Below are 26,684 nucleotides of genomic sequence, written 5' to 3'. Positions count from 1 at the left end.
TTGGCTCCGGCGGTAGGGATCGAACCTACGACCAATTGATTAACAGTCAACTGCTCTACCGCTGAGCTACGCCGGAACTGAGCTGCGTGTATCAACAGGCAAAGCGGAGGTCCAGATGCAAATACGTTTTTTTGAGGGGTGAAGTACAAGTTCCTCTGATCTGATACGGCGGCGACTCAAGGCGGACTTTCCTTGACGGCGCGGCCAACGGTCTCGTTGAGCCCAAAGACGGCATTCAAACTTTGTATTCTACCGCCCTTCAGAAACCAGATTGCTCTGAGTATTCTACAGTCTTTTTGGCCAGCCCGCCCAGAGGGTCAATATGCCCAACGACCACAAATCCTCATAAGTATCAGAATTCATTCAGTTTATTGAGCTAAGGCCCTGTTTGGCCTTTTGCCTAGCAATTTTCGGCTTTTCCCTTTATTTGTAATTGTTTGATAATCTTTGATAAATCGCTAAAAAATAATAATAATTTAACCGCGTTGCGCGAAAGAACCGGAGGGCGGGGGTCGCGGCAGGAAATCCGAAGCTTGCGAACCGCCCCCGTCCTTAGAAGCTAGGCGGATTGGCGATATGCACTCGGAGTTTCACCGGTCCACCTTTTGAATGCAGTCGAGAAAGCGGCGGAGTCTGCGTAGTCAAGAATGAATGAAATTTCGGAAACGTTGATGCCATCTTTCAAATAAGTTTTGGCGAGATCACACCTTAGCTCGTCGACGATTTCTCGGTAACCTAAGCCTTCCTCATTCAACTTTCTCGCAAATGTCCTTTTGCTCATGCCAAGACAAGAGGCAATTTCTTCTGCTGGCAGCATTCTTCCCGGTAACCCGTTGGAAAGCAGCGCTTCAATTCTTGATCGGAGGCCGGGTTTCTCGTTAGGGACTTGGCTCAACAACTGCTCGCCGTACTTCATCAGGTGCATTCTCAGGCGAGGTTCGTAGGTTGGAATAGGCAGATCTAAAACAGAGAGGGGCAAAATAACCTCTATGTTCTCAGCGCCAAAGGAAAGCGGAAACCCAACAATTTTTTCGAGATCACGCGGTGAGTTTCTTTCGTGCTTAAATCGAGCCTCTACGGGGTAGAAATCGACCCCAGTTAGCGATCGCATCCGAGAGATTGCTCCAAATAAAGCGAACTCGGTGTGCCTGTGGAACTTCGCGAAGGTCGCGTCCTTGTAGGACACTACGAAGGAACAATAGTTGCTAGATATGTTCAGAGTGTACGAAAAAGCGGGATCAATTAGAGTTGAAAACCTCGATGTGTTCCGGATTGCGGCTTCAAGGCTCTTTGAGTATTTTGCAATATAGCCCGTTAATGAGGCAGATTCCTTAAAGGTGAGACCTGCTTTGGCTCCGAAAATGTTGTCCCGAAGCTCATCGCAGGCCGCTCTTACGAATCCTGCTTCCTTTGAAGCAAGTACTTCTTCGACGTTCGGCGCGATATCATCAGCTGACAGCCCGGCTGCATGGAGAACTCGCTCCAAAGATGACTTGTCGTCCGAAATGGAATTGAAGACATCTATCAGATGGCTCAAACGAGAAATATCAACCTTACTCATCGCGCGACCAATCCCTAAGCACTACCCAAAACACTCGTCGTTATCGTGGCGACGAGACTTTGTGTTGTGGTTTAATAACAATTTTTGACATTGTTAATGTTTCAGAGAAAATCACATTAAAACAGATGTCTATTGATGCTTTTTCAGCAGCAAAAAGTTCAATTTTGGCAAAAATCACAAACTCAACGGCAATCTTTGAAAATCAGTGAACCGCTCGCTTGCCTAGGTTGATTGCTGAGAAAAGCATGAATAAGGAAAGGATCGGAAAAATGAAAAAAGCTGTTGTCGCTACGGCCCTGTTGGGCGGTACATTGGTATCGGCTTGCGCGCAATCGCCATCAGCCATCGCACCGGTAAGCATGGCCGGCGCATACACCAATACGTCATGTTCACAGGCAGCAAATATCCTGCACCAAGAGCAGACACGCCTAGCGGCGCTGTCGAGCAAGCAGGAAGGCGCAGTTGTGGGCGACGCGGTGGGCGTATTTCTAATTGGCGTCCCAGTATCTAGCCTGTCCGGAGCGGACGTCTCAGGAGACATCGCGGCCACCAAGGGTAAGGTCCTAGCGCTGCAAGCCAAGCTGACCAATTGCTGATGCCTTAGTTTCAGATTCAATCGAAATCGTGCGGCACTTGAGTTCGGGCGCCGCGCCAATCAAGAAATAGGGATCGAAACAGTGAAAATCTTCGCAATCTTAATTGCTACTTCCGTTGCTGGAACATCGTCTATCGCGAGCGAGGCGAAGGAATTTCAAACCGCGCATTGTCTATGTTACGTCGCTGCTGAAATGAGCGGAAGCTATGAACTTTTCGAAGCAATGAATTTTGTACAGGAACAGTTGGGCAAGACAATTTTTCCGGCAAAGGGTACTGCTGCTTGGGTCAATAATATGGATTGGTGGACCAACGTTCCTCCAAACAGTGAAATTGACAGAAAGCAATTTGCAGAAACGAAATGTGTGGATCGGTTTATCGCCGCTGGTTTGGCCTATGGGTTGGATAGTTTTGCGAAAGAATTGGAAAAACTAGAGTTTTCAGGAAACACAAAATGAACTGCAAAAAATGCGGCACGAAAGTCAGCTTCCTCAAACAAGTGATCGGGTACTGCGTAGACTGCCACCTCGACCAAATCGCAATCCACAGCGGCGGAGCGCCAAGAGAAGTGCGCCAAATCGAGATCGCAGAGCGGGAAGAACAACAGCGCACCATCCAAGCTCAAGCGGCGGGCATGATCGTCACCACGGAGACGGCGCACAACCTGCCGGTCACAGAACGCCTCGGCATCGTCGCGGGCGAGACCGTCTTAGGCGTGAGCGTCTTCAAGGACATGATGGCCGACCTTCGGGGCGCGGTTGGGGGCAACTCGCAGACAATGCAGACAGCGATGAAGGACGCGCGCCAGCAGGCGATGGAAGACCTCAAGGCAGAAGCCGTGGCGCTAGGCGCAGACGCGGTGGTCGGCGTCAGCATCGAATACAACGACATCGGCGGCAGCGGAAAAATGATGATGGTCGCGGCGACCGGCACGGCAGTAAAACTGGCCGGAAAAAATGGCGGAGGCAGCGAAATGAGGCTGATCGCCAGCACCATCGCAGCCGCATTGATCGGCACCAGCGCGATCGCAGACGTCTCCGAGAAAGACGTGCGCATCTGGAAAGACTACATCAGATGGTCACAGCAAGCCTGCGAGAAGGGCGACAAGGACCAAGCCGCAGACTACCTCAAGAAAGTCGCCAAGGAAGCGAACACGCCAGAGGCGGTCAGCCTGGTCGAAGACGAACTGGTCGAGTTGAACGAATGCCACCAAGGGGCAGGGGCCATCCTCCGGGTCGTAGAGATCAAGAAAAACAACCGCACCTTCAAAACGGAATTGGCATTGCGGATCAAAGACGCCTGCTATGACGTGGCAAAGTCAGACCCGCTGCGCGCGTACACGGACCAGACCTTCGTCGAAATCTTCAAGGTCCACGGATTGCCGTAGAATCGCACTCTTTCCGGGGACGCATAAGGGACGCAAGCCGCCTTTCAGCGGGCGGCTTTTTGCGTAACCTATTGGAAAATTTGGCTCCGGCGGTAGGGATCGAACCTACGACCAATTGATTAACAGTCAACTGCTCTACCGCTGAGCTACGCCGGAACTGAGGGCCGTATAGCAACCTCGGATTTCGCCGTCCAGAGCAGAACGACCGGAAAAACGAAAATTCTTTTCGGCTTATTCCACCCTGTGAAAACAAGCGTCGGTCGACAATTTTCCTGTCGGACGAACGCGCGATTTTCCCCAAAGATCAACAAGATGCGCAAAAACATTCCGCTCGGCTGCGGGCAGAAGTGTTTCTGGCGTGTCGGTGTAGATCCGTATGGCCAGCTCGCGGGCGGTTCCGGGGTTATGGCTGAGTGCCTGCAGTATCTGGGCTTCACGGCTTCTTCGGTGGCTGATCAGCCAGTCCAACCGGGCGGCGGGATCGGCAATGGGTGAACCATGTCCCGCGTGAAAGACAGACCAGTCACGGGCACGAAGACGTTCACAGGCGACCATGAAGTCGGTCAGATCCCCGTCCGGTGGAGACACCAGAGAACTGGCCCAGCCCATCACGTGATCCGCTGTAAAGCACACATCACCCCAGGCGAGCGCGATGTGGTTTCCCAGATGGCCCGGCGTATGAATAACCTCGACCTGCCAGCCGTCGCCGTCAACGGTTTCGCCGTCTGCCAGTTCGACATGCGGGCGAAAATCCCCGTCTATTCCTTCACCACCGCCAACAAGGCCGTTCTGCGCAAGTTCGCGCATTACGTCGCTGCGCCCAGCCTCGGGGCCGCCAAAAGCCAGAATCGGCGCACCGGTGCGGGCGGACAAAGGGGCGGCGAGTGGAGAATGGTCCAGATGGCTGTGGGTGACAAAGATGTGGCTGATCTTCTGCCCTGGGTTCAGCGCGCCCAGAATGGCGTCGAGATGCGGTTCGCTGAGGGGGCCGGGGTCGATAACCGCGACGTCGCCTGAGCCCAGCAGATAAGTATTGGTCCCGCGATACGTCATCGGTGACGGGTTTGGAGCTACGATGCGTCTGAGGCCGGGTTGCAATTGCTCGGCCTGTCCTGTCGGCGGGTCGAAATCGTCGGGGGCTTGCATGGGCGATGTGCTCTTTCTCTTGCCGGTGCGGCTCGCTAGGTTTAGCGCATGTCAACGCATTGGCTCAAACCATATATGCCGCGCAGCCTGTACACCCGGGCTGCCTTGATCATTGTTCTGCCGGTCGCTGTCCTGCTGCTGGTGGTGGGAATCGCGTTTCTGCAAAAACACCTGGAGGATGTCACCGCGCAGATGACGCGCGCGACGTCGCGTGAAGTGATGCTGGTGACCGAGGCCGTTGAACACGCCGAAACGCAGCAGCAGGTGTTGGCTGCGATACGGCCCGAACTGGCCACGCTCGAAATGCAGCTTCGGTTTCTTGACCTGAACGAACAGCCCGATGTCGGCAGGCGGCGCTGGTACGATTTCATCGCGCCTCAGGTGGAAGCGGAATTGCGAGCGCTGATTCCGAATCTGACGGCTGTGGCCCTTCCCAGCGGTCACGAAGCCCGGCTGTACCTGGATACGGACCTGGGACTGCTACAACTGACATTCGACCGTCGCCGCCTGTCACCTACAACACCACATCAGTTGATTGTTACGATGGTGTTCTTCGCCATAGTGATGACAACGATATCTTTTCTGTACATGCGTAATCAGCTGCGACCGATCACCCGGCTGGCAAACGCGGCCCAGGCCTTCGGGCGGGGCAGGGTCGTGCCGTATTCACCCGGAGGCGCCACCGAAGTTCGCGCGGCAGGAAGCGCCTTTCTGGACATGCGCGCGCGGATCGAACGTCAGATGGAACAACGTACCCTGATGTTGTCCGGGGTCAGCCACGACCTGAGAACGCCGTTGACGCGTCTGAAACTGGGTCTGTCGATGTTGCCCGAGGATGAAGCAGCGCCCCTGTTGCAGGACGTGAATGAGATGCAATCGCTGCTGGATGCATTTCTGGAGTTTTCGCGGGGTGCCGCCGAGGGCGCACCGGAAGAAGTGAACCCGGAAATCCTGCTGCGGCAGATTGTGGACGATGCACAGCGCGCCGGGCTAGCGGTTGAACTGGTTTCAGTCGAAGGCGGAGGAACCGTGATGTTGCGCCCGACGGCATTTCGGCGCGCCGTTGAAAATCTGATCGGTAATGCGGTTCGCTATGGCGACAGGGCAGAGGTCAGTCTGACCCTGACGCAGAAGTCGTTGCGGGTCAGGGTCGAAGATGACGGACCCGGCATCCCTGCGGAACAGCGCACCGAGGCGGTCAAGCCCTTCACCCGGCTTGATCCGTCCCGGAATCAAAACAAGGGCAGCGGCGTGGGATTGGGGCTGGCGATTGTGGCCGACATAGCCCGCGCGCACGGCGGCGTTTTGCGGCTGGCCGAAAGCAGCCGACTGGGCGGACTGTGTGCGGATATCATTATTGGACGGTAACGGCAGTTCCGGCGCGAATCGCGGCTACGATTGCGGAGGGCTTCCGGACCGGTATCTTGAAACTGCGCTCTATGGGAAGAATACCCAGTAACCTTTGCCTTTTCGGTCTTCGTTTCATATTTCGGCTGAAAGCAAATTGAGTGCCTTGGCCGGCCGTCGGTAATGCAAAAGCGTTACACCGTTGACATTGTCCGGGCATTCCCCGAATTACTTTGGGAGGCAAGGGCCGTTAGCTCATCTGGATAGAGCGCCAAATTCCTAATTTGGAGGCAGCAGGTTCGAGTCCTGCACGGCTCACCACTTTTCCGGTATCCACCCTCTCGCTGCACAAGGTTCGCCACACCTGGCTAAGGTTATGATTCTGGACCGCGAATCGGAACTATTGTTCCTTGTCCAACTAACACCGGACAGTACCTGAACGTAATATGAGGAAATCCACTCTCCTAGGGGATGAGGGACTTGAACCCCCAACCAAAGCGTTATGAGCGCTCTGCTCTAACCAATTGAGCTAATCCCCCAGGAACAGGCGCTACGTACAGCAATGTTATCGGCACGCCAAGAGTGTTCGGTGCTCAATCTGAAATTCTTGGCGTTCACGGCATCCGACGGCGTTCAGTGACACACCTGTTGCGCCTGACCGTTGCAACGCGCGGCGCAATCGAATAACCCGCGCGAATAGCATTCAGGAAGGGTTGGCCATGACAGCGGGCAAGAACGGAATCACCTATGCTGACGCAGGTGTCGATATTGATGCGGGAAACGCATTGGTGGACCGCATTAAACCTGCGGCCAAGCGGACCAACCGTTCCGGAGTGATGAGCGGCCTGGGCGGGTTTGGCGCCCTGTTCGATCTGAAAGACGCGGGATACACCGATCCGATCCTGGTCGGTGCGACGGACGGAGTTGGAACGAAGCTGCGGATTGCCATCGATACTGGCGTTGTCGACGGCGTGGGCATCGATCTTGTCGCCATGTGCGTCAACGACCTGATCTGTCAGGGGGCCGAGCCGCTGTTTTTCCTGGACTACTTTGCGACCGGCAAGCTGGATACCGATACAGCAGCCCGGATCATCGAAGGTATTGCTGAAGGTTGCGTTCAGTCTGGCTGTGCCCTGATCGGTGGAGAGACGGCGGAAATGCCGGGCATGTACCCGGAAGGAGATTTCGATCTGGCCGGCTTCTCGGTCGGTGCCATGGAACGCGGTGCGCATCTGCCGGCAGGTGTGCGGCAAGGCGATGTTCTGCTGGGACTGGCGTCCAATGGGGTGCATTCCAACGGGTATTCGCTGGTGCGCAAACTGGTCGAGATGTCGGGCCTGGGCTGGGATGCAGATTCTCCGTTTGGTGACGGGTCGTTGGGCGAGGCATTGCTGACCCCGACTCGGCTTTATGTGAAACAAGCACTGCGGGCGATCCGGGCCGGGGGCGTACATGCGCTGGCCCATATTACCGGTGGCGGTCTGACCGAAAACCTGCCTCGGGTTCTGCCCGACGATCTGGGTGCCGAAATCGATTTGAGTTCGTGGACACTGCCCCCGGTCTTTGGCTGGATGGCTCAGGTCGGCGGCATTGCCGAAGCCGAGATGCTCAAGACTTTCAACTGCGGCATCGGCATGATCGTTGTCTGCGCCGCTGACCGTGCTGATGAATTGGCAAACCTGTTGACTGAAGCCGGAGAAACCGTTTCCCGCATTGGCACCGTTACCGATCAGCCCGGTGTGTCCTATTCCGGTAAATTGCTGTGAGCCATAAGCGCGTCGCCATCCTGATTTCCGGTGGCGGATCGAACATGGTGTCTTTGGTTGACAGTATGACCGACGACCATCCGGCGCGGCCCTGTCTGGTTCTGGCCAATAACGCGCAGGCCGGCGGTTTAAGAAAGGCCACGGATCGGGGCATTCCGACCGCTGTGGTGGATCACCGCCCGTTCAACGGTGATCGCGCCGCTTTCGAAGCCGAACTGTTGAAACACTTGCAGGAAGCACAGCCGGATATTGTGTGCCTCGCCGGATTCATGCGGGTGCTGACCGGCGATTTCGTTTCCCAGTTTCAGGGCAGGATGCTGAATATCCACCCCTCCCTGCTGCCCAAGTACAAAGGTCTGGACACGCATGCCCGGGCCATCGCGGCGGGCGACGCAGAGCATGGATGCTCGGTGCACGAAGTCACCGCTGCGCTGGATGACGGGCCGATACTGGGACAGGCGCGAGTCAGGGTCGAAGCAGGCGATACGCCGGAATCTTTGGCGGAGCGCGTGCTGGCCTGGGAACACAAACTGTATCCTGCCGTGCTGAGAAGGTATGCAGAAGGCAACAGGTCGCCAGTTCTGCTACCGTGATCCGCTGTGGGTGATTTACACGCGGCTGTTATTCTGCCTATGGTTTGCTCAAAGGCTCGGGACGAGGTCAAAAACGGGCAGTTGAAAGAGCAAGAGCAAGAACAGTACGGCGAATGAAAACCCTGACAACGACGCAAGAGCTGGCCGCATTCTGCAAGGCCGCGGCGGACTTCCCTTATGTCACCGTGGACACCGAGTTTCTGCGCGAGCGTACCTATTATTCGAAACTCTGCCTGGTTCAGCTTGCCGTCCCTTCCAACGACGAAGACAGCGCCGTTCTGGTGGACCCACTGTCGGATGGGCTGTCGCTTGAACCGCTTTTCGACCTGTTTCGGAATGAGGACGTCGTCAAGGTGTTCCACGCTGCGCGTCAGGATCTGGAGATTTTCTGGGTCGAGGCGGGTGTCTTCCCAAAACCCCTGTTCGATACGCAGGTGGCCGCAATGGTCTGCGGATTTGGCGAACAGGTCGGCTATGAGACGCTTGTGCGCAAGATTTGCCGACAGGGCGTCGACAAGACTTCTCGCTTTACGGATTGGTCACGGCGCCCGCTGACCGATGCGCAAAAGACCTATGCGCTGGCGGACGTGACCCACCTGCGTCAGATTTACGAACATCTGGCGGCTGAGCTGGAAAAAACACGCCGCAGCCATTGGGTGGCCGAAGAACTGCGCACCCTGACCGAGGCTGGCACTTATGAAATGCGGCCTGAGGAAGCTTGGAAGCGTGTCAAAACGCGCACGAATTCGGCAAGATTTCTGGCTGTCGTGCGTGAGCTTGCCAAGTTTCGCGAGGCATACGCGCAGGAAAACAATGTGCCACGCAGCCGCGTGTTCAAGGATGACGCATTGATCGAGCTGGCATCGACCAAACCGAAAACGGCATCAGATCTGGGCGGTTCACGTTTGTTGCTGCGCGAGGCGCGCAAAGGCGCAATTGCCAACGGGATTCTGGCAGCGGTTGAAACAGGTGTGAATTGCCCTTCGTCGGATCTACCGCTGGTCGACAAGGCGCGCGACAACCTCAAGGTCAACCCGGCGCTATCTGACTTGCTGCGCGTTCTGCTAAAGTCAAAAACCGAAAGTTCGGGTGTGGCGGCCAAACTGATTGCAACCAGTTCCGAGCTGGATCAGATCGCAGCGGGCGAACGTGAACTGCCAGCCATGTCGGGTTGGCGGTTTGAGGTGTTCGGTGAAGACGCCCTGAAACTGTGTGAGGGCAAGATCGCCCTGGCCGCCAAAGGGCAGGTCGTGAAGGTCGTTTCCCTCTGACGCCGATCAGCGCCGCCGCGATTCCAACGTGTTCTGCTGGCCGACCACCCGCACCAGACGGATGGATTGCAGATCCTGCAGGCTGACATTGATCGCGTCCGAAACCATCCGGGACCTCTCGGAACCTTGGCGGGTCTGAGCCTTGGGGTAATTTACCCGAAAGCCGAATTCCAGAACGCCGTTTTTCGAGTTCTCTTCACTGACAACAGGAACCAGACGCGCATTGAAGGCGCCCTGGCGTATTGCCGTGCCGGATGCATAGACAATCGCGCCCGAGGGTGTTGGATCGATCCTCAGTTCATCGATCCTTGCAAGCAGGACGCTCGTATCCGCTTCTTCGGGGCGGGAAAACAGGCCGGTTCCGGTGCGTTGCTTCGGGATAAGCGCATTGGCTTCGTCGACCGGAACCTCCTCCGGTGGGGGCGTGCCCGGGCCAAACCAGTTCGAAGGGTTCGCCCGAGAATCGCGCCAGCTATTGCAGGCAGACAGGGTCAGCGATGCGACCATTAGAAAGGTGAGTGTTTTTTTCATGGTCTCAAAGCCCTGAGCAGTAGTTCCGACAATGGGTTAGCGCAATTTCCATGCTTTGAAAAGCCGGACTGGGACTGGACAGACGCGCATGCTCGGCATAGGTCAAAAAAGTGAAGGTAACAAAAGGACCGCGGCAACATGGCAACGCCTGCCTTTGAAGAGATCGTCGAAGATTTCGAATTCCTTGAGGACTGGGAAGACCGGTATCGTCATGTCATCGATCAGGGCAAGGCGATGGAACCTCTGGACGAGGCGCTGAAGGTTCCGGCCACAAAGGTTCATGGATGCGCCAGCCAGGTCTGGCTGCATCCGATGATCGACAACGGTGTGTTTCGTTTTGACGGCGACAGCGATGCACTGATCGTGCGCGGCCTGATTGCGGTGTTGCGGTCGTTGTACAATGGGTTGCCAGTGCGTGACGTGCCGATGGTGGACGCCGGCGGGGAACTGGCGAGATTGGGTCTGAACGATCATTTGTCAGCGCAACGGTCCAACGGCCTGCGTTCGATGATCGAACGGATTCGCGATGTAGCGCGGGAAAACGCTTGATCGGGACGGGCGAGCGGCCAGTCGCGCGCACCCCAAGGTATTTTCAGACAGAAGAAGACCGGGCTGCCCAGTCTGCCAGGGTGGTTTCGAGATCTCCGTAGCCGGTAAACCGCCGCTCGAATTCCAGGCCCATGCGGTCGGCGCAGTCGCGCGCGCGAGCGGTCAGATCGGGGTCGTCGGTTTGCGCCTGGTACACGAGCTTGGTGTAATTGCCGAAATACATGTCGCGCAGTTCAGGGTGCCGGTCGAGGCCCAGAGGTTTCCAAATGAACGCATCGAACTGGCGGGCCAGAAAGTCGGTCAGATAGAAAGCCGTGGTTTCATCTTCGCCGCGCGCCTCGAACCGGGTGTTACCTTCGAAGAAGGAATAGCAATGCGGTCCCTGAACCATTTCGACACCCAGTTCGGCGCACGCCTTTTGCAACAGCCCTCCGGTTCCGCAATCGGCGTAGACAACAAAGATCTGGTCATAATTGTCGCGATGTTTGGCGACGGCGTCCTCAACGGCCTGAGTGATGCGATCGGGGTGGATGTGCAGGATGGCAGGCAGGCAGGTTAGCGCCATGTGATCCCAGCCGTTACGCTTTTTCAGATCCAGTATTTCACGTGCCAGCGCGCCGCAAGCCAGCAAAAGGATGCGCCCCTGCTTTTCATCGCCGGAATAGCCTTCGGTTGTAAGGCTGGCATCGTCAGGTATGCGGTCCTGTTGCATTGCGTTGCCTCCCCGGCAGTCCTTTGATCAGAAAAGGCGCGATCCATCCATGTGGCAAGCCCTGTCGCGAAATCGATTGGCAACACGGCAAGAATTGCGACCGGGCGAACAAAAAAGCCGCCCGGTGGCGGGCGGCTTTATGAACTCGGTCCTGAGCTTGTCAGCCCGCCATTTGATTGTGCTTGCGCGACACAAAGTCTTTGGCGGTTTCCACGGCCACGGCCGCATCGCGGCAATAGGCGTCAGCGCCAATCGCTTTGCCGAACTCTTCGTTCAGGGGGGCGCCGCCTACCAGAACAATATAGTCATCGCGAACGCCCTGTTCGACCAGGGTGTCGATCACCACCTTCATGTAGGGCATTGTGGTGGTCAGCAGGGCCGACATGCCCAGAATGTCCGGCTCTTCCGTTTCCAGCGCTTCCAAATAGTTTTCGACCGGGTTGTTGATGCCGATGTCGACCACGTCAAAACCAGCACCTTCCATCATCATCGACACAAGGTTTTTGCCGATGTCGTGGATGTCGCCCTTGACGGTGCCGATCACCATCTTGCCCACGCGTGGGGCACCGGTTTCGGCCAGCAGCGGCTTGAGGATCGCCATGCCACCCTTCATCGCGTTTGCGGCCAGCAGTACTTCGGGAACGAAGAGGATGCCGTCACGGAAGTCATGGCCAACGATGGTCATGCCGCCGACCAGCGCTTTGGTCAGAATGTCGTAAGGGGTCCATCCGCGTTCCAGCAGGATGTTCACACCTTCTTCGATTTCTTCTTTCAGGCCGTCATAAAGATCGTCGAACATCTGTTCGACAAGTTCGTCGTCATTCAGTTCGGACAGGACGATGTCTTCCTCATCGGACATGGGGCATTTCCCTGAGCTGTGCGGACCCTTGGCCCGTGGTGGCGTTTTTCCCGTTTTGACCATTTTGCCGCAGTTCGACTGTGACGATTGCGACGTCGGCCGATCCGGGACCGACTTATAGGTCAAATTATTGACCCGCCCGAATGAATAATTTGCAGAATGATCCTGCAACTCATTCAGATTATGACAAAGCCACGGACCAATGGCCTGACTCTGGATTCCATCGCTGTAGCGCGGCGATAATTAGGCGGAAATCGATGCTTGTGTCCGGGAAAAGCTGCATCTACATTGCAATAGAACAAAAAGAGAACAACGGGATGCAGCAACCTAACATTCGTGGCAGAGGTGTCGCGACAAACGCAACGGGGCGGTTTGAGCGTTTGCAGACCGTTGCCTGCGATGACGGTTGGGACATTGAAGAGGATCTTCCGCCCTTACGGACGGAACTGCGAGATGAATCCGCCCGTAGCCTGATCACCTATAACCGGTCGCCGGATCTTTCGTTCGACAGATCGATTAACCCTTATCGCGGGTGCGAACATGGGTGCGTGTATTGTTTTGCTCGCCCGACTCATGCTTATCTGGGATTGTCGCCGGGCTTGGATTTTGAAACCCGTCTGATTGCGCGCCCCAACGCCGCCGAAATCCTGCGGCGCGAGATGTCATCCAAAAGCTACCGGGTTGCGCCAATAGCAATCGGTACGAATACCGATCCCTATCAGCCGGTCGAGAAAACCCGTTTGATTACAAGGTCGTGCCTGTCCGTTCTCAAGGACTTCCAGCATCCGGTCGCGGTTGTCACCAAGGGTGCGCTGATCGAACGAGATCTGGATATTCTGGCCCCCATGGCTGAACGCGGATTGGCGTGCGTCGGGGTTTCTTTGACGACGCTGGATGCGCAACTGTCCCGCAGGCTTGAGCCTCGTGCACCATCGCCACAGCGCCGCCTGCGGATGATCCGGCAGTTGGCTGGGGCAGGGGTCCCGGTTCGTGTCATGACCTCCCCGGTCGTGCCCGGGCTGACGGACCGCGAGCTCGAAAACCTGCTTGAGGCCGGGAAGGAGGCCGGGGCCGAGTCCGCCAGCTGGATCATGCTGCGCCTGCCACGGGAAGTCTCGGAGCTTTGGCGCGAATGGCTGTTGGAGCATGAGCCGGCACGGGCGAACAAGATCATGTCATTGTTGCGGGACATGCATGGCGGACGTGAATACGACCCGCGTTGGGGTCACAGAATGCGCGGCGAAGGTGAATATGCGCAGATCATCGCCAAACGCTTCAGGCTGGCGACCAAACGATTGCAACTGAGTACCCGGACAACGCCTTTGCGGTGTGACCTGTTTGAACGGCCGCCTCAGGCTGGGGACCAACTTAGCCTGTTTTAACGAAAAACGCCCCGGGCAGGCCGGGGCGTTCTGGGAAAATAGCCAGCTGCGATCAGCGGTTTTCGATATCCACATAGTCGCGCATTGTTTCACCCAGATACAGCTGGCGCGGACGCCCGATCTTGTTCTGAGGATCGGCGATCATCTCTTTCCACTGGCTGACCCAGCCAACGGTGCGGGACAGCGCAAAGATCGGGGTGAACATCGAAGTCGGGAAACCCATCGCCTCAAGAATGATGCCCGAGTAGAAGTCGACATTCGGGAACAGCTTCTTCTCGGCGAAATACGGGTCATCCAGCGCCTGCTTTTCCAGCGCCTTTGCAACCTGCAGTTTTGGGTTGTCTTCGATACCCAGCAGGTCCAGAACCTCGTCCGCCGATTGCTTCATCACCTTGGCGCGGGGGTCAAAGTTCTTGTAGACGCGGTGGCCAAAGCCCATCAGGCGGAACGGGTCGTTCTTGTCCTTGGCGCGAGCGATGTACTCCGGAATACGATCCACGCTGCCGATCTCTTCAAGCATCTCGAGACAGGCCTGGTTGGCGCCGCCATGTGCGGGACCCCAAAGGCATGCAACACCCGCTGCGATACAGGCAAACGGGTTCGCGCCCGAAGACGAAGCCAGGCGCACGGTCGAGGTCGAGGCGTTCTGCTCGTGATCTGCGTGCAGCGTCAAAATCCGGTCCATTGCTCGGCTCAGGATCGGGTTTACTTCATATTCTTCTGCCGGCACTGCAAAGCACATGCTCAGGAAGTTGGACGCATAATCAAGATCATTGCGCGGGTAAACGAAGGGTTGGCCTATGTGGTACTTGAACGCCCAGGCGGCAATTGTCGGCATCTTGGCGATCAGACGGTGCGACGCGACTTCACGCTGGTGTGGGTCCGAAATGTCGGTGGAATCGTGGTAAAACGCCGACATTGCACCAACAACGCCCACCATGATCGCCATTGGATGTGCGTCCCGGCGGAAGCCACGGTAGAAATACTGCATCTGCTCATGCAGCATTGTGTGCCGCGTGATCGTGGTTTCGAACTTTTCTAGATCCTTTGCGACCGGCAGTTCCCCGTAGAGCAGCAGATAGCAGACTTCGAGGAAATGCGACTTCTCTGCCAGTTGGTCGATCGGATAGCCCCGATGCAACAACTCACCCTTTTCGCCGTCAATGTAGGTGATCGTGCTGTCGCAACTTGCGGTCGAAGTGAATCCAGGATCATAGGTAAAAACGCCCGCCTCGCTGTACAGTTTGCGGATATCGATGACGTCGGGCCCGGCGGTCGGTGAACGAACCGGCAACTCATAATCCTTGCCATGGACGTTCAGAGTGGCTGTTTTTTTGCTGTCGGTCATCTTTGTCCCTTCCTCAATCATGCGCTGGCCGGATCACAGTCCGACCTTGCGGCGACGGCTGTACGCAGGCGTACAGACCGGGTGTTAGCCGAGCAGCGTTACCCGAATATGAAGATTGGGTTTACTTCGCTGCATCAGAAAGCCGTGCCAGGGTCTCATCCCGTCCCAGCACAAGCATCATGTCAAAAACCGAAGGCGTTACAGCCCGACCCGCCAGCGCCGCCCGCAAGGGGCCGGCCAGCTTGCCGAACTTGAGTCCCTGAGATTCAGCAAACGAATTCAGGGCGTCCTCCAGCTCGCTTCGCGTCCAGCTAACATTTTGCACGTGCGGCGTCAATTCTCTCAGTATACCATCGGATACAGATGAAAGGGCTTTTGCCGCTTTCTCATCGAGCTCGATGGGACGTGACGTCAGAACAAAATGTGCTTTTTCAAGCAGTTCGGGGAAAGTCCGTGCCCGATCCTTGAGGCAATACATCGCACGCTCGAGATCACCACTTTGTGTCGCGCTGAGAGCAGGTTCGCCGGCGGCGGCCAGGTAGGCTTCGATTTCTTGCCGCAGCGCAGCATCGTCCGAAATCGCGACGTGCTGGCCGCACAGGTTTTCCAGCTTTTTCAGATCGAAACGGGCCGGGCTTTTGCCGATACCGTCCAGGTCGAACCATTCTTTGGCCTGTGCATCGGTGAAGAACTCATCATCTCCGTGGCTCCAGCCCAGGCGCGCCAGATAATTGCGCATTCCAGCAGCAGGATAACCCAATGCCTGGTATTCCTGTGCCCCCAATGCGCCATGGCGTTTGCTGAGTTTCTTGCCGTCAGGCCCGTGAATCAGCGGGATGTGGGCCCAGACCGGGACATCCCAGCCCATCGCCTGATAGATCATCATCTGGCGGGCAGCGTTATTAAGATGGTCGTCGCCACGAATGACGTGGGTCACGCCCATATCGTGATCATCGACCACGACGGCCAACATATAGACGGGGGTGCCGTCCGACCGCAGCAGAACCATGTCGTCCAACTGGTCGTTGCGTATGGTTACGTCGCCCTGAACCTGATCGTGGATAACGGTGCTGCCTTCCTTCGGGGCCTTGATGCGGATCACATACGGCGCGTCGGGGTGCGAGGCCGGGTCAGCGTCGCGCCAGGGGCTGCGGAAAAGGGTCGATTTTCCCTCGGCGCGCGCCTGTTCGCGGAAGGCGGCGATCTCGTCCTGTGTCGAGAAACACTTGTAAGCCTTTCCTTCGGCCAGCAATTGCAGCGCAACTTCGGCGTGGCGGTCCGCGCCCTCGAACTGGCTGATCACATCCCCGTCATGATCCAGACCCAGCCAGGCCATGCCCTGCAGGATGGCTTCTGTTGCTTCCGGGGTCGAACGTTCACGGTCGGTATCCTCGATCCGCAGCAGGAACTTACCGTCACGTCCCCGCGCATACAGCCAGTTGAACAGCGCGGTCCGCGCGCCACCGATATGCAAAAAACCGGTGGGGGAAGGGGCAAAACGGGTGACGACCTGATCGGACATTGTGTTGATTAACCTTTTGGTAACCGTGTCGGGTTTAGTTTGGCGCCTGTCTAACGAGCCCGAAGGACGGGGGCAACCATGCGCGTTCTTGCACGGATTGAGGTCGCGCTGCGGAACCAGAGTGGGTCTTTGTTCCACTGGTCTCCGGTTTGTCTGGCCGCAGGCATTGGCCTGTACTTCAGTTTGCGGTTCGAGCCGGACCGGGAGCTGTATGTTTGGGTGGCTGGAATTGGCTTGGCAATCGGGATCCTCGGGGTTCGGTTGCGGTCCGGCTGGCCGGCGTTGGCATTGGGGGGTGCGCTGATCGCTGGCGGGTTCATTCTTGCTGGCGCGCGTTCCCACATGGTGGCAGAGCCGGTCCTGTCGTGGCGTTACTACGGCCCGGTCGAGGGGCGGGTCGTGGCCCTGGATCGCTCTGCGTCGGATGCGCTGCGGGTCACGCTGGACCGGGTACGATTAGGGGATCTACCCGTGAACAGCAGGCCCCGGCGCATCCGGCTTTCTTTGCACGGTAGTGTGGGGCCTCTGGTTCCGGGGCAACGGATTATGACGACGGCTCATCTTTCGCCACCCCAGGGTCCGGTGGAACCTGGCGGGTTCGATTTCCGCCGACATGCATGGTTCCAGCGCCTGGGGGCCGTTGGATACACGCGCGTTCCATTACTTACCACCGAAGCGGCGACAGTAGGTGACAGCCAAATTTGGATCGCGTCCTGGCGGGCCACGATTTCGAGCAAGGTTCGTTCAGTCCTGCCCGGTGAGGTCGGAGGATTTGCCGCTGCCGTTACAACAGGGGACCGCAGCGGCATGGGGCAATCCACGCTTGAAAGCCTGCGGGCCTCGAATCTGGCACATCTACTTGCGATATCCGGCCTGCATATGGGGCTGCTGACCGGGTTCGTTTATGTGATTTGCCGTATCGGGCTTTCTTCGGTTCCTCCATTGGCATTGCGCGCACCAGTTCGAAAGCTGGCAGCGCTTTGCGCTCTGTTCGCCGCCGTGATCTATCTGCTGCTTTCCGGTGGAAATGTCGCAACGGAAAGAGCCTTTATCATGGTTAGTGTCATGTTTGGGGCCGTGCTGATCGACCGGCGAGCGATCTCTCTGCGCACAGTAGCGGTAGCCGCATTAGCAGTATTGGTTCTGCGCCCGGAATCTTTGCTGAGCCCGGGCTTTCAGATGTCATTTGCTGCCACTACAGCCCTGGTTGTTGTGTTTGGTGCATTGCGAGATTTTGGCCCGCTCCCCGGTCCCAAATGGCTTAGACCGGTTGCAGGAGTCCTCTTGTCATCTGCAATTGCAGGCCTGGCAACTGCCCCGATCGGCGCGGCGCATTTCAACACGATGTCGCACTACGGGTTGCTGGCGAACGTTTTGTCGGTACCTGTGATGGGAACAATCGTGGTCCCATCGGCCGTGGTTGCGGCCTTGCTGTCACCCTTTGGGCTGGAAGCACTAGCGTTAAGCGTCATGGGAATCGGCCTGCGCTGGATTTTGGGCGTTTCCGAATGGGTGTCAGGGCTGGAAGGCGCGCAGGGCTTTGTCGCCAGCCCACCAGACTTTGTGCTGCCGGTGTTTGCGCTGGGGGCTTTGTGGTTATCTCTGTGGCATGGCAAGGCGAGATGGGCCGGTGTGGTGCCCGTTGCCACGGCTTTTCTGTTGTGGGGGCAGGGGCATCGCCCCGAGGTTCTTATCGCCGATTCCGGCGCGTTGGTTGGTGTGATGACCGAGAACGGTCGGGCGCTGAGCAAGGCGAAAGGAAGCGGCTTTGTCGCGTCGGTCTGGCTTGAGAATGACGGTGACGGTGTTGATCAGGTGCTTGCAGCCGGAAGGTGGCCGCAGACGGATAAAAAAATCGCCCGATATGACCTGAAAGGCACTGAACTGGTACATCTGTCCGGCAAAAAGGCGGTTCAACTGTTTGATGAATGCAAATCCAACCAGATCATCGTGTCTGCTTTTGAACTGTCGTTGAGCGGGGGATGCCAAATCATCGATGCTGGGATTCTGCGACAGACCGGCAGCCTTTCCATCTCGGGTCAGACTGTGCGAACAAGCTCGGAACTGTCGGGCCAAAGGCTATGGTCCCCGGGTAGGCCCGGGAACTCCTGAGCGGTCAGTAAGTTCGGATCAGGCCGACGAGTCGCCCCTGAACCCTGACTTTGTCCTCGGGCAGAACACGGGTTTCATAGGCCGGGTTTGCGGCTTCCAGCGCAATGGCTTGGCCACGGCGGAAGAACCGTTTCAATGTTGCTTCCTGCTCTTCAACCAGGGCCACTACGATATCGCCGTTGTCTGCGGTCGATGTTTCCCGGATTACAACCACGTCACCGTCGTTGATCCCGGCATCGATCATCGAGTCACCGCGAACCTCAAGCGCATAGTGTTCGCCCTTGCCGGACACCATCGTGCCGGGAACCGCCACGCGATGCGATACATGGCTGATCGCTTCGATCGGGACACCAGCAGCGATCCGCCCCATTACCGGCAATTCCAGTGCGTCGACTGAAACAGGTTCGAAATTCGCAGGGCGTGGGCCCGCTGGTTTGTCACCTTCAATCACGCGGGGCGAGAATGCGGCCGTGGGTTCGCCACCGAGACTTTCAGGCAGCTTCACGATCTCGATCGCGCGCGCCCGGTGGGCGAGGCGTCGGATAAACCCGCGTTCTTCCAATGCAGTGATCAGGCGATGAATGCCGGATTTCGATCTGAGGTCCAGCGCCGCCTTCATTTCATCGAAACTTGGCGGAACACCGTCCGACTGCACGCGTTTGTGGATGAATTCCAGCAAATCCAATTGCTTCTTGGTCAGCATTGCTCACACCTCGATGGTCATGCGTTTTCTTTTGTTCTACGCATGTTCACGTTTTGTGTCAACGGATTTGCCGGTTTTCAGATCGGCAGGTACTGAACCTCGTCACCTGTATCGCGTGCGGGATCGTGCGGAGGGCGAACGATCAGCGCATTCGCCTGTGCCAGAACACTAAGCAGGGAACTGTCCTGATCCGCACAGGCCCGGATACCGTTTTCGTCCCGAACGGCGCGCATATAGTGTTCGCGCGGGCCGTTGTCCCCTACTGGTTCAGTCAGTTTAGCGGATCTGAGCGGTTGCAGCGTCTGCTCCAACCCCAGCATGCGTCGAACCATGGGAGCGAGGAACAGGTAGCCACATACCATGGCACTGACCGGGTTGCCCGGCAGACCCACCATAGCTGCATCCCCTAAACGTCCTGCCATCAACGGTTTCCCCGGGCGCATACGGATTTTGTAGAAGGCGCGCTGCATCCCAAGACCTTGCGAAACGTCAGACACCAGATCGTAGTCGCCAACTGACGCGCCACCAATCGTAACCACCAGATCCGCCCCTTGCGCCAGAGCGAATGCGGTTTCAAGTGATGAGACCGTGTCCTGTGCGATCGGCAGCATTCGCACCTCGGCGCCCAACCCCTGCAGCAATGCATGCAAGCCAAAGGTGTTGGAGGCGATGATCTGATCCGGGCCGGGTATTTCGCCGGGCATCACGAGTTCATCGCCCGTCGAGATCAACGCAACCACCGGTTTGCGTGTCACCGGAACGACCGGGATGTTCATGGCAGCCATCAGCGCCATGTCTTCGGCACGAATCTGGCGCGGCGCGGTGATTTTGGCACCGGCTCTGAAATCCACTCCGGCAGGACGTATGTTCGTTTTCTGACCAGGTGTATCCGTTATGGTGATCAGATCCCCCCGGCGCTCGACATCTTCTTGAATGACCACGAAATCGGCACCATCCGGTACCGGGGCGCCGGTGAAAATCCGAACGGCCTGTCCCGGGCCGACAGTTCCTTCGAAACGTTGGCCTGCTGCCGATTCACCCACCAGTTTGAACATCGCATGAAGTTCAACTTCGGTCGATTTGACGGCGTACCCGTCCATTGATGATGCCGCGAATGGAGGCTGATCACGCGTGGCTGCTACATCTTGATTCAGAACGCGGCCTGCGGATTGGGCAAGCGGGACATGTTCGACTGGCAATGGTTCAACCAGGTCAAACAGCAGTTCCCGGGCTTCATCAACGGTGATCATTCCGCCTCATAACGTCCTGATTTTCCTCCGTCTTTCAGAAGAACGTGGATGCCTCCGATCTCCATCGCCTTGTCCACGGCCTTGGCCATGTCATACACCGTCAATGCAGCGGTAGACACGGCGGTCAGCGCCTCCATCTCGACGCCGGTCTGGCCGGACGTCTTAACCGTCGCCTCAATCCGAACACCCGGCAGATCGGGATCAAGCATCAGTTCCACCGATACTTTCGTCACAGGCAGGGGGTGGCACAGAGGGATCAGGTCTGGCGTCTTTTTTGCACCCATGATGCCCGCAAGGCGCGCAATACCCAGTACATCACCCTTTTTGGCCCGACCTTCGGAAATAATTTCAAAGGTTTCCTGTGCCATCCTGATGTGGCCGGCTGCAACGGCGATACGGTCCGTCACGGCCTTGTCCGACACATCCACCATATGCGCCTGACCCTGAGCGTCAAAATGGGTCAATGGCATCACATCACCCCGGGAACCAGAGGACGCGCCAACAGGGCGCGGGTCGCTGCCTCGACATCATCCTGACGCATCAGGCTTTCGCCGATCAGGAAGCAGCGTGCGCCGTATCGGGCAATATCAGCCAGATCTTCCGGCGATCCCAGACCGCTTTCACAGACGATGGTTCGATCGGCCGGAACCAGCTTCGATAGTCGCCGCGTTGTGTCAAGAGTGGTCTCGAACGTCTTGAGATTGCGGTTGTTTATTCCGAACAGCGGGCTTTTCAAAACTGCCGCGCGTTCAAGTTCTGCCTCGTCATGTACTTCGATCAGGACGTCCATGCCCCAATCGAATGCTGTCTGTTCCAATTCGGCGGCCTGAGAGTCCTCGACGGACGCCATGATGATCAGAATGCAATCGGCACCAAGCGCGCGGGCCTCAATCACCTGATAGGGGTCGTACATGAAATCCTTGCGCAGAACGGGCAGGGAAACGGCCTCGCGCACCTGAACAAGATATTCCTTCGCGCCCTGAAAACTGGGGGTATCGGTCAGAACAGAAAGGCAGGCGGCACCGCCATCCTCGTACGCTTTGGCCAGTGCGGGAGGATCAAAATCCGGGCGGATCAACCCTTTCGACGGGCTGGCTTTTTTGATCTCTGCGATCAGCCCATACCCAGAACGCGCGGCGGTGTGCAATGCTTCGGCGAACGCACGAACTTCGGGTGCTTCGCGTGCCTCGCTTTCCAGCGTTTCCAGTGCCTTATTCGCCTTATCTGCCGCAACCTCTTCCAGTTTGTAGGCTTTTATTTTGTCCAGAACGGTCTCTGTCATGCGGCTTCCTGTGTAATTCGGGCAAGAGTTGTGATTTTTTCCCGGGCTTTGCCGCTGTCGATACTCTCAACGGCCATTTCTACGCCGTCGCGCAAGTCACTAACAGCATCCGCAACGACAAGCGCCGCAGCACAATTTAGCAGAACGGCGTCACGATAGGCCGATGGTGCGCCATCCAGTAGTGCTCGGAATGCAACTGCGTTTTCTTCCGGTGTGCCGCCAAGGATATCTTCGAACGGATGCACGGGCAGTCCGGCATCTTCGGGGTGCAGTTCAACCTCCTTAACGGTCCCGTCTTCCAAAGAGGCAACCCAACTGACGCCGGTGATTGTCAGTTCATCGGTTCCGTCCGAGCCGTGAACCAGCCAGGCGTGCTCCGCCCCCAACAGGCCCAGGGTTTCGGCCATGGGCCGGATCAGATCGCGGCTGAACGCGCCGGTCAACTGCCGTTTTACTCCGGCGGGGTTCGTAAGCGGGCCGAGGATATTGAAGATCGTTCGTGTGCCAAGTTCCTGTCGACTTGGCATCACATGGGCAATTGCCGGATGATGCATGGGCGCCATCATGAAGCCAATGCCAGCTTCTTTCAAAGCTTTTTCAACTGTTTGCGGGCCGACCATCACGTTGATGCCCAGTTGCCCCAGCGCATCTGCCGCACCGGATTTTGAACTGAGATTGCGATTGCCGTGTTTTGCCACAGTTACACCTGCGCCCGCCACAACAAAGGCGGTTGCGGTGGAGATGTTCAGCGTACCCTTGCCATCGCCACCGGTGCCAACGATGTCAATCGCCCCGGGTGGTGCTTTGACGGCATTGCACTTTGCGCGCATGACGGCGGCGGCCGCGGCGTATTCATCCACGGTTTCACCGCGTGTGCGCATGGCCATCAGCAACCCGCCAATCTGACTGGGCGTGGCTTCGCCATCAAAAAGGATGCCAAAGGCCTGCTCGGCCTCGGCACGGGTCAGCGGGCGGTCGGCCGCGGCCCCGATCAGCGGTTTCAGTGCGTCGCTCATGCGGGGACTTTCAGTTCTTGCAGGAAGTTTTTCAACAGTGCGTGCCCATGCTCCGATGCGATGGATTCGGGGTGGAATTGGACGCCGTGGATCGGCAAATCCCGATGCTGCAGACCCATGATGGTGCCGTCCTCCAGTTCGGCCGTGATCTCAAGGCAATCAGGCAGGCTTTCGCGCTCCACGATCAGTGAATGGTACCGGGTTGCTTCGAACGGGGAAGGCAGGCCCGAGAAGACCCCTTTGCCTGTGTGGTGCATGATGCCCATCTTACCATGTACGATCTCGTGGCACCGCACGACTTTCCCGCCAAAGACCTGTCCGATGGTTTGATGTCCAAGACATACACCCATCAACGGAGTGCGTGTCTCGGCGGCCGCCTGCGTCAGGGCCAGGCAAATCCCGGCCTGATCCGGGTCGCAGGGACCGGGGCTGAGCAGAATGCCGGCCGGGTTCATGGCCATTGCCTCCTGCACGTCCAGCGCATCATTGCGGCGAATGACCATTTCGGCACCGAGTTCGCCCAAATAATGTACCAGGTTGTAAGTAAACGAGTCGTAGTTGTCGATCAGCAGCAGCATTTGGGCACTTGTCTCGGCTTGGGCATTTCGGGCTGGCGATGCAACCACGGGCCACGGTATAATGTCGGGACATACATGCTCAGGCTTGTGGGGCAGCGTCAAGGGGACATCCCGCAAAGGACGGACCTGACAGGGAATTGCCGCAGCAGACGGCGCAGAAGCGATCGACGCAGAGAAAGACGAGAGGCAAAAGAAATGGGCGGATTTGTCGGAGGAATAATCGCCGGTGCGGTTGTCGTGCTGGCTTTGGGCGCGGTTCTGTCGTTGAACACGCCTTTGTCGTCAAAACCGGCCGTCTCAACGCACGCACCCGAACCTGCGCCGCTCGAGGATCCGGCGTCGACGGCCGATGCACCGGATGCCGGAACCGACGCCGATCTGGTCGAACTTCCGCCTGAAGCACCGGAACCCGTCGATGAACAATCAGATTCCCTTGCAGGGGTGACAAATGTCGACCCCACGCCGGATACGCAACCCGTCGTAGGAGAGAGTGAGCCCGCAATCGAAACGCCGGACGTAGCGCCCGAACCTGAAGTTGCGGTTGCCCCGGACGCACCGGTTGCACCACCCGCCCCTGCAATTCCCGCTGGCACGCCACAGGTCGAATCTTTGCCTGAGGTGGCCGATACCGCGCCTGAACCTCCGGCACCACCAGCCGAAGAAGTCGCTGTTCTGGAACCGGAAGCAGAGCCTGCACTACTGCCGGGCACGCCGGAAGAACCGAAGGTTGAGAATCCGTTTGAAAACAGCCCCATTGCCGTGGAAGGGGATGAGGATACTCTTCCTCGCAATCTGCCCCGTATCGCGACCTTGCCGCAGATCGGGGGCGATCAGCCCGCAACGGCGGGCACGACAATTGGCAGGCGCGTGGTTCCCTTGACTGAACGGGACGACCCTGTTGTGGAAGCCGAAGAGACCGAGCAGGTGCCGGTCGGAAAACCGATCGAGGCATACGCGGCCAGCTTCGAAAACCCGGAATCCAAGCCTTTGATGTCGATCATCCTCATTGACGACGAAGGTGCCTTTGGGGCCGAGGCTTTGCGTGATTTTCCCTATCCGCTGAGTTTTGCGATCAGCCCGTCGGATCCTGACGCCGCCGAAAAGATGGCGCGCCACCGCGAGGCCGGTTTTGAAGTAATGGCCATCGCGGACTTGCCGGAAGCCGCAAATGCACAGGACGCCGAGGTGTCTTTGGCGGTCTGGTTCGAGACGCTGCCGGAAACGGTGGGTATTCTGGAAGGTGTAAACACCGGCATTCAGGGTAATCGTCAGGTGGCGGATCAGGTGGCGGCGATTGCGGCCGGAACCGGGCGCGGTCTGATCACGCAGGACAACGGTTTGAACACGGTTCAGAAACTCGCCGCCCGCAACGGGACACCTTCAGGTGTCGTGTTCCGCGACATTGACGGAGCAAGGCAGGACCCGAAGATCATGCGCCGCTTTCTGGATCAGGCTGCATTCCGGGCCGGGCAGCAGGGAACGGTTGTGATGCTGGGACGTTTGAGACCAGAAACGATTTCCGCACTGCTGCTATGGGGGCTTGAGGATCGCGGCAACCGGGTTGCAATGGCACCGATCTCGGCCGTGATGTTGAAAGAAGTTCAGTGAACGTCAGGGAAAATTCAATAAAAGGCGGCTGGTCGGGGGATCGCCGCCTTTTTCTTTAGCTGTTTCCTGATCCTGTAAACCGGGCAGCATCCGCTGCAGCGCGCCGGATTGCGTTCGATTTATGGACCGTTTCCATATATTCAGTCTCTGGGTCGCTGTCATAAACAACACCGCCGCCGGCCTGAATGTACAGTTTCTGGTCCTTAACGATTGCCGTGCGCAGGGCGATGCACATGTCCATGTCGCCGCCGGCGCTGAAATACCCGACGCCGCCGCCGTAAACACCGCGCTTTTCGGGTTCGAGTTCATCAATGATTTCCATCGCGCGCACCTTCGGGGCACCCGAGACCGTGCCCGCAGGCATCCCTGCAAAAAACGCGTCCAGCGCGTCTTTGTCCTCTGCCAGTTCGCCAACAACGTTCGAGACGATATGCATCACGTGGCTGTAGCGTTCGATGATGAACTCTTCCGTGGGGCGCACGGTGCCGATTTTGGAAACGCGCCCGGTGTCATTGCGGCCCAGATCCAGCAGCATCAGGTGCTCGGCCAGCTCTTTCTTGTCGGCAAGCAAATCGACTTCGTTCGCCTTGTCCTCTTCCGGCGTCGCTCCGCGCGGACGGGTGCCGGCGATGGGGCGGATCGTAACTTCATCCCCGAAGACACGTACCAGAATTTCCGGGCTTGCGCCGACAACCTGAAATCCGCCGAAATTGAAATAGAACATGAACGGCGAAGGGTTTGTGCGCCTCAGGGATCGATACAGCGCAAAAGGCGGCAGCGGGAATTCCTGTGTCCAACGCTGGGCCGGAACCACCTGAAAGATATCGCCTGCGCGGATATATTCCTTGGCCTTTTCAACCGCTTCCATATAGCCGGATTTGGTGAAGTTCGAAACGGGTGGGGCGATCTCATGCGCATCACCCAGATCCCTGGATTCGGTCGGCATCGCGCGTTCCAGATCGCGGACAGCATCCATGACGCGTTCGGCAGCCTGCGCATAGGCGGCCTTGGCGGATTGACCTTCGCTGACCCAGGCAGGGGACACGACTGTCACGTCGCCTTTGACCCCATCCAGTACCGCGATCACCGACGGGCGCAGCATCACCGCATCCGGCAGGCCCAGCGGGTCGGGGTTCACATCCGGCAGGTATTCGACAAGCCGCACCATGTCATAGCCAAGATAGCCGAACAGCCCCGCCGCAGCCTGCGGCAGTTCTTCAGGCAGGTCGATGCGGGATTCGGCCAGGAGCGACCGCAGGTTGTCCATAGGATTGCCGTCCTGCGGCACGAAGGCGTCCGGATCGAACCGGGCAGAGCGGTTCAGCGAGGACGTCTTACCATGGCAATGCCAGATGAGGTCCGGCTTCATACCGATGATCGAGTAGCGCCCGCGGACTTCGCCCCCCGTGACCGATTCCAGAACAAAAGCGTCCTTCTGAGCCCCCGTCAGTTTCAACATCAGCGAGACGGGCGTGTCCAGATCGGCGGCCAGGCGGGTATAGACGACCTGATTCGCGCCTGCCTCGTAGGCACGCGCGAATGCGTCAAATTCTGGGGTCAGGGCCAT

25 protein-coding genes and 4 tRNA genes are annotated in these 26,684 nt (G+C 57.7%); 12 read left to right on the top strand and 17 right to left on the bottom strand.

The annotated features are described in order from the left end of the window. Position 1 precedes the first annotated feature (1 nt). Together ACR0FE_RS02450 and ACR0FE_RS02445 are read right to left on the bottom strand one after the other, a co-directional pair. A tRNA-Asn gene (locus tag ACR0FE_RS02450) sits at positions 2-76 on the bottom strand. Positions 77-559: 483 nt separating this feature from the next. Further along, entirely contained in the window at positions 560-1,561 is a 1,002-nt protein-coding gene (locus ACR0FE_RS02445; RefSeq protein ID WP_480910764.1) for a helix-turn-helix domain-containing protein, read from the bottom strand. Positions 1,562-1,830: 269 nt separating this feature from the next. On the opposite strand from ACR0FE_RS02445, the gene ACR0FE_RS02440 reads away from it, so the two are divergent. The 3 genes from ACR0FE_RS02440 (at position 1,831) to ACR0FE_RS02430 (ending at position 3,542) form a co-directional block, all read left to right on the top strand. Then, positions 1,831-2,157 carry a hypothetical protein gene (locus ACR0FE_RS02440; protein WP_170610858.1) on the top strand — a complete coding sequence of 109 codons (327 nt, stop codon included), beginning with the start codon at positions 1,831-1,833 and terminating at the stop codon, positions 2,155-2,157. 81 nt (positions 2,158-2,238) lie between these two features. After that, positions 2,239-2,613 (top strand): hypothetical protein, encoded by a 375-nt coding sequence (locus tag ACR0FE_RS02435; protein ID WP_480910762.1) that lies wholly within the window; start codon positions 2,239-2,241, stop codon positions 2,611-2,613. Then, positions 2,610-3,542 carry a YbjQ family protein gene (locus tag ACR0FE_RS02430; RefSeq protein WP_480910759.1) on the top strand — a complete coding sequence of 311 codons (933 nt, stop codon included), beginning with the start codon at positions 2,610-2,612 and terminating at the stop codon, positions 3,540-3,542. Before ACR0FE_RS02435 ends, ACR0FE_RS02430 begins: the two co-directional genes overlap by 4 nt. Before the next feature lie 81 nt (positions 3,543-3,623). On the opposite strand, the gene ACR0FE_RS02425 is transcribed toward ACR0FE_RS02430, so the two are convergent. Both ACR0FE_RS02425 and ACR0FE_RS02420 read right to left on the bottom strand, forming a co-directional pair. Continuing rightward, positions 3,624-3,698, bottom strand: a tRNA-Asn gene (locus ACR0FE_RS02425). 75 nt (positions 3,699-3,773) lie between these two features. After that, entirely contained in the window at positions 3,774-4,688 is a 915-nt protein-coding gene (locus ACR0FE_RS02420) for an MBL fold metallo-hydrolase (RefSeq protein WP_480910756.1), read from the bottom strand. A gap of 48 nt (positions 4,689-4,736) precedes the next feature. Between ACR0FE_RS02420 and ACR0FE_RS02415 the strand changes: the two genes are divergently transcribed. Beyond that, positions 4,737-6,056, top strand: a complete 1,320-nt coding sequence (locus tag ACR0FE_RS02415; protein ID WP_480910753.1) for an ATP-binding protein — start codon at positions 4,737-4,739, stop codon at positions 6,054-6,056. 223 nt (positions 6,057-6,279) lie between these two features. Further along, positions 6,280-6,356: transfer RNA gene (locus ACR0FE_RS02410), tRNA-Arg, on the top strand. A gap of 144 nt (positions 6,357-6,500) precedes the next feature. Here the strand turns inward: ACR0FE_RS02410 and ACR0FE_RS02405 are convergent. After that, positions 6,501-6,574: transfer RNA gene (locus tag ACR0FE_RS02405), tRNA-Met, on the bottom strand. Between the two features lie 180 nt (positions 6,575-6,754). Here ACR0FE_RS02405 and purM point away from each other — a divergent pair. The 3 genes from purM to rnd all read left to right on the top strand — a co-directional run bounded on the left by purM (position 6,755) and on the right by rnd (position 9,665). Then, on the top strand, positions 6,755-7,801 hold the full coding sequence (gene purM / locus ACR0FE_RS02400) for a phosphoribosylformylglycinamidine cyclo-ligase (protein ID WP_480910751.1): 1,047 nt from the start codon (positions 6,755-6,757) through the stop codon (positions 7,799-7,801). Beyond that, a complete protein-coding gene (gene purN / locus ACR0FE_RS02395; RefSeq protein WP_480910748.1) occupies positions 7,798-8,394 on the top strand; it encodes a phosphoribosylglycinamide formyltransferase in 597 nt (198 codons plus the stop codon). Before purM ends, purN begins: the two co-directional genes overlap by 4 nt. 113 nt (positions 8,395-8,507) lie before the next feature. Continuing rightward, complete coding sequence (gene rnd, locus ACR0FE_RS02390) at positions 8,508-9,665, top strand: ribonuclease D (RefSeq protein ID WP_480910746.1); 1,158 nt, start codon at positions 8,508-8,510, stop codon at positions 9,663-9,665. 6 nt (positions 9,666-9,671) lie between these two features. Here rnd and ACR0FE_RS02385 read toward each other — a convergent pair whose 3' ends face one another. Beyond that, complete coding sequence (locus tag ACR0FE_RS02385; protein WP_170614916.1) at positions 9,672-10,196, bottom strand: hypothetical protein; 525 nt, start codon at positions 10,194-10,196, stop codon at positions 9,672-9,674. Positions 10,197-10,334: 138 nt separating this feature from the next. On the opposite strand from ACR0FE_RS02385, the gene ACR0FE_RS02380 reads away from it, so the two are divergent. Continuing rightward, positions 10,335-10,745: a SufE family protein gene (locus tag ACR0FE_RS02380; RefSeq protein WP_170614917.1), complete on the top strand. Its 411-nt coding sequence runs from the start codon at positions 10,335-10,337 to the stop codon at positions 10,743-10,745. Positions 10,746-10,788: 43 nt separating this feature from the next. Here the strand turns inward: ACR0FE_RS02380 and ACR0FE_RS02375 are convergent, their stop codons facing one another. Both ACR0FE_RS02375 and ACR0FE_RS02370 read right to left on the bottom strand, forming a co-directional pair. After that, the gene (locus tag ACR0FE_RS02375) at positions 10,789-11,457 is read right to left on the bottom strand and encodes a DUF1638 domain-containing protein (protein WP_480910744.1); all 669 of its coding nucleotides are present in this window, start codon (positions 11,455-11,457) and stop codon (positions 10,789-10,791) included. A 160-nt stretch (positions 11,458-11,617) separates the two neighbouring features. Continuing rightward, complete coding sequence (locus ACR0FE_RS02370) at positions 11,618-12,316, bottom strand: corrinoid protein (RefSeq protein WP_480910741.1); 699 nt, start codon at positions 12,314-12,316, stop codon at positions 11,618-11,620. 317 nt (positions 12,317-12,633) lie between these two features. Between ACR0FE_RS02370 and ACR0FE_RS02365 the strand changes: the two genes are divergently transcribed. After that, entirely contained in the window at positions 12,634-13,698 is a 1,065-nt protein-coding gene (locus tag ACR0FE_RS02365; protein WP_480911382.1) for a PA0069 family radical SAM protein, read from the top strand. 52 nt (positions 13,699-13,750) lie between these two features. Here the strand turns inward: ACR0FE_RS02365 and gltA are convergent, their stop codons facing one another. Together gltA and gltX are read right to left on the bottom strand one after the other, a co-directional pair. Further along, positions 13,751-15,046 carry a citrate synthase gene (gene gltA, locus ACR0FE_RS02360; protein WP_170805634.1) on the bottom strand — a complete coding sequence of 432 codons (1,296 nt, stop codon included), beginning with the start codon at positions 15,044-15,046 and terminating at the stop codon, positions 13,751-13,753. A gap of 121 nt (positions 15,047-15,167) precedes the next feature. After that, positions 15,168-16,568 carry a glutamate--tRNA ligase gene (gltX, locus tag ACR0FE_RS02355; RefSeq protein WP_480910738.1) on the bottom strand — a complete coding sequence of 467 codons (1,401 nt, stop codon included), beginning with the start codon at positions 16,566-16,568 and terminating at the stop codon, positions 15,168-15,170. Positions 16,569-16,646: 78 nt separating this feature from the next. Between gltX and ACR0FE_RS02350 the strand changes: the two genes are divergently transcribed. Further along, positions 16,647-18,680 carry a ComEC/Rec2 family competence protein gene (locus ACR0FE_RS02350; protein ID WP_480910735.1) on the top strand — a complete coding sequence of 678 codons (2,034 nt, stop codon included), beginning with the start codon at positions 16,647-16,649 and terminating at the stop codon, positions 18,678-18,680. A gap of 4 nt (positions 18,681-18,684) precedes the next feature. Here ACR0FE_RS02350 and lexA read toward each other — a convergent pair whose 3' ends face one another. From lexA to ACR0FE_RS02320, 6 genes are all read right to left on the bottom strand, one after another. Further along, complete coding sequence (gene lexA / locus ACR0FE_RS02345) at positions 18,685-19,383, bottom strand: transcriptional repressor LexA (RefSeq protein WP_170614924.1); 699 nt, start codon at positions 19,381-19,383, stop codon at positions 18,685-18,687. 77 nt (positions 19,384-19,460) lie between these two features. Continuing rightward, entirely contained in the window at positions 19,461-20,633 is a 1,173-nt protein-coding gene (locus tag ACR0FE_RS02340) for a molybdopterin molybdotransferase MoeA (RefSeq protein WP_480910732.1), read from the bottom strand. Continuing rightward, positions 20,630-21,103 (bottom strand): cyclic pyranopterin monophosphate synthase MoaC, encoded by a 474-nt coding sequence (gene moaC, locus ACR0FE_RS02335; protein ID WP_170614926.1) that lies wholly within the window; start codon positions 21,101-21,103, stop codon positions 20,630-20,632. The genes ACR0FE_RS02340 and moaC overlap by 4 nt, the downstream gene beginning before the upstream one ends. Then, a complete protein-coding gene (gene trpC / locus ACR0FE_RS02330; RefSeq protein ID WP_480910729.1) occupies positions 21,103-21,915 on the bottom strand; it encodes an indole-3-glycerol phosphate synthase TrpC in 813 nt (270 codons plus the stop codon). Before trpC ends, moaC begins: the two co-directional genes overlap by 1 nt. After that, entirely contained in the window at positions 21,912-22,931 is a 1,020-nt protein-coding gene (gene trpD / locus ACR0FE_RS02325; protein ID WP_480910727.1) for an anthranilate phosphoribosyltransferase, read from the bottom strand. The genes trpC and trpD overlap by 4 nt, the downstream gene beginning before the upstream one ends. Continuing rightward, positions 22,928-23,509 carry an aminodeoxychorismate/anthranilate synthase component II gene (locus ACR0FE_RS02320; RefSeq protein ID WP_170805641.1) on the bottom strand — a complete coding sequence of 194 codons (582 nt, stop codon included), beginning with the start codon at positions 23,507-23,509 and terminating at the stop codon, positions 22,928-22,930. Before ACR0FE_RS02320 ends, trpD begins: the two co-directional genes overlap by 4 nt. Positions 23,510-23,704: 195 nt before the next feature. Here ACR0FE_RS02320 and ACR0FE_RS02315 point away from each other — a divergent pair, with 195 nt between their 5' ends. After that, positions 23,705-25,117 (top strand): divergent polysaccharide deacetylase family protein, encoded by a 1,413-nt coding sequence (locus ACR0FE_RS02315; protein ID WP_480910724.1) that lies wholly within the window; start codon positions 23,705-23,707, stop codon positions 25,115-25,117. Positions 25,118-25,172: 55 nt separating this feature from the next. On the opposite strand, the gene trpE is transcribed toward ACR0FE_RS02315, so the two are convergent. Next, positions 25,173-26,684 carry an anthranilate synthase component I gene (gene trpE / locus ACR0FE_RS02310; protein ID WP_480910723.1) on the bottom strand — a complete coding sequence of 504 codons (1,512 nt, stop codon included), beginning with the start codon at positions 26,682-26,684 and terminating at the stop codon, positions 25,173-25,175.

It is taken from the genome of Ruegeria sp. K7 (assembly GCF_056531785.1).
This window is presented reverse-complemented; position numbering and strand designations above follow the sequence as displayed.

Coding starts and splice junctions, on each gene's coding strand:
- ACR0FE_RS02375 (WP_480910744.1), bottom strand. CDS start 11,457: ATGCAACAGGACCGCATACCTGACGATGCCAGCCTTACAACCGAAGGC.
- gltA (WP_170805634.1), bottom strand. CDS start 15,046: ATGACCGACAGCAAAAAAACAGCCACTCTGAACGTCCATGGCAAGGAT.
- ACR0FE_RS02420 (WP_480910756.1), bottom strand. CDS start 4,688: ATGCAAGCCCCCGACGATTTCGACCCGCCGACAGGACAGGCCGAGCAA.
- ACR0FE_RS02365 (WP_480911382.1), top strand. CDS start 12,634: ATGCAGCAACCTAACATTCGTGGCAGAGGTGTCGCGACAAACGCAACG.
- ACR0FE_RS02350 (WP_480910735.1), top strand. CDS start 16,647: ATGCGCGTTCTTGCACGGATTGAGGTCGCGCTGCGGAACCAGAGTGGG.
- ACR0FE_RS02320 (WP_170805641.1), bottom strand. CDS start 23,509: ATGCTGCTGCTGATCGACAACTACGACTCGTTTACTTACAACCTGGTA.
- ACR0FE_RS02440 (WP_170610858.1), top strand. CDS start 1,831: ATGAAAAAAGCTGTTGTCGCTACGGCCCTGTTGGGCGGTACATTGGTA.
- ACR0FE_RS02385 (WP_170614916.1), bottom strand. CDS start 10,196: ATGAAAAAAACACTCACCTTTCTAATGGTCGCATCGCTGACCCTGTCT.
- ACR0FE_RS02315 (WP_480910724.1), top strand. CDS start 23,705: ATGGGCGGATTTGTCGGAGGAATAATCGCCGGTGCGGTTGTCGTGCTG.
- purM (WP_480910751.1), top strand. CDS start 6,755: ATGACAGCGGGCAAGAACGGAATCACCTATGCTGACGCAGGTGTCGAT.
- moaC (WP_170614926.1), bottom strand. CDS start 21,103: ATGCCATTGACCCATTTTGACGCTCAGGGTCAGGCGCATATGGTGGAT.
- trpE (WP_480910723.1), bottom strand. CDS start 26,684: ATGGCCCTGACCCCAGAATTTGACGCATTCGCGCGTGCCTACGAGGCA.
- ACR0FE_RS02370 (WP_480910741.1), bottom strand. CDS start 12,316: ATGTCCGATGAGGAAGACATCGTCCTGTCCGAACTGAATGACGACGAA.
- ACR0FE_RS02380 (WP_170614917.1), top strand. CDS start 10,335: ATGGCAACGCCTGCCTTTGAAGAGATCGTCGAAGATTTCGAATTCCTT.
- ACR0FE_RS02340 (WP_480910732.1), bottom strand. CDS start 20,633: ATGATCACCGTTGATGAAGCCCGGGAACTGCTGTTTGACCTGGTTGAA.
- gltX (WP_480910738.1), bottom strand. CDS start 16,568: ATGTCCGATCAGGTCGTCACCCGTTTTGCCCCTTCCCCCACCGGTTTT.
- trpC (WP_480910729.1), bottom strand. CDS start 21,915: ATGACAGAGACCGTTCTGGACAAAATAAAAGCCTACAAACTGGAAGAG.
- trpD (WP_480910727.1), bottom strand. CDS start 22,931: ATGAGCGACGCACTGAAACCGCTGATCGGGGCCGCGGCCGACCGCCCG.
- ACR0FE_RS02430 (WP_480910759.1), top strand. CDS start 2,610: ATGAACTGCAAAAAATGCGGCACGAAAGTCAGCTTCCTCAAACAAGTG.
- lexA (WP_170614924.1), bottom strand. CDS start 19,383: ATGCTGACCAAGAAGCAATTGGATTTGCTGGAATTCATCCACAAACGC.
- ACR0FE_RS02415 (WP_480910753.1), top strand. CDS start 4,737: ATGTCAACGCATTGGCTCAAACCATATATGCCGCGCAGCCTGTACACC.
- ACR0FE_RS02445 (WP_480910764.1), bottom strand. CDS start 1,561: ATGAGTAAGGTTGATATTTCTCGTTTGAGCCATCTGATAGATGTCTTC.
- rnd (WP_480910746.1), top strand. CDS start 8,508: ATGAAAACCCTGACAACGACGCAAGAGCTGGCCGCATTCTGCAAGGCC.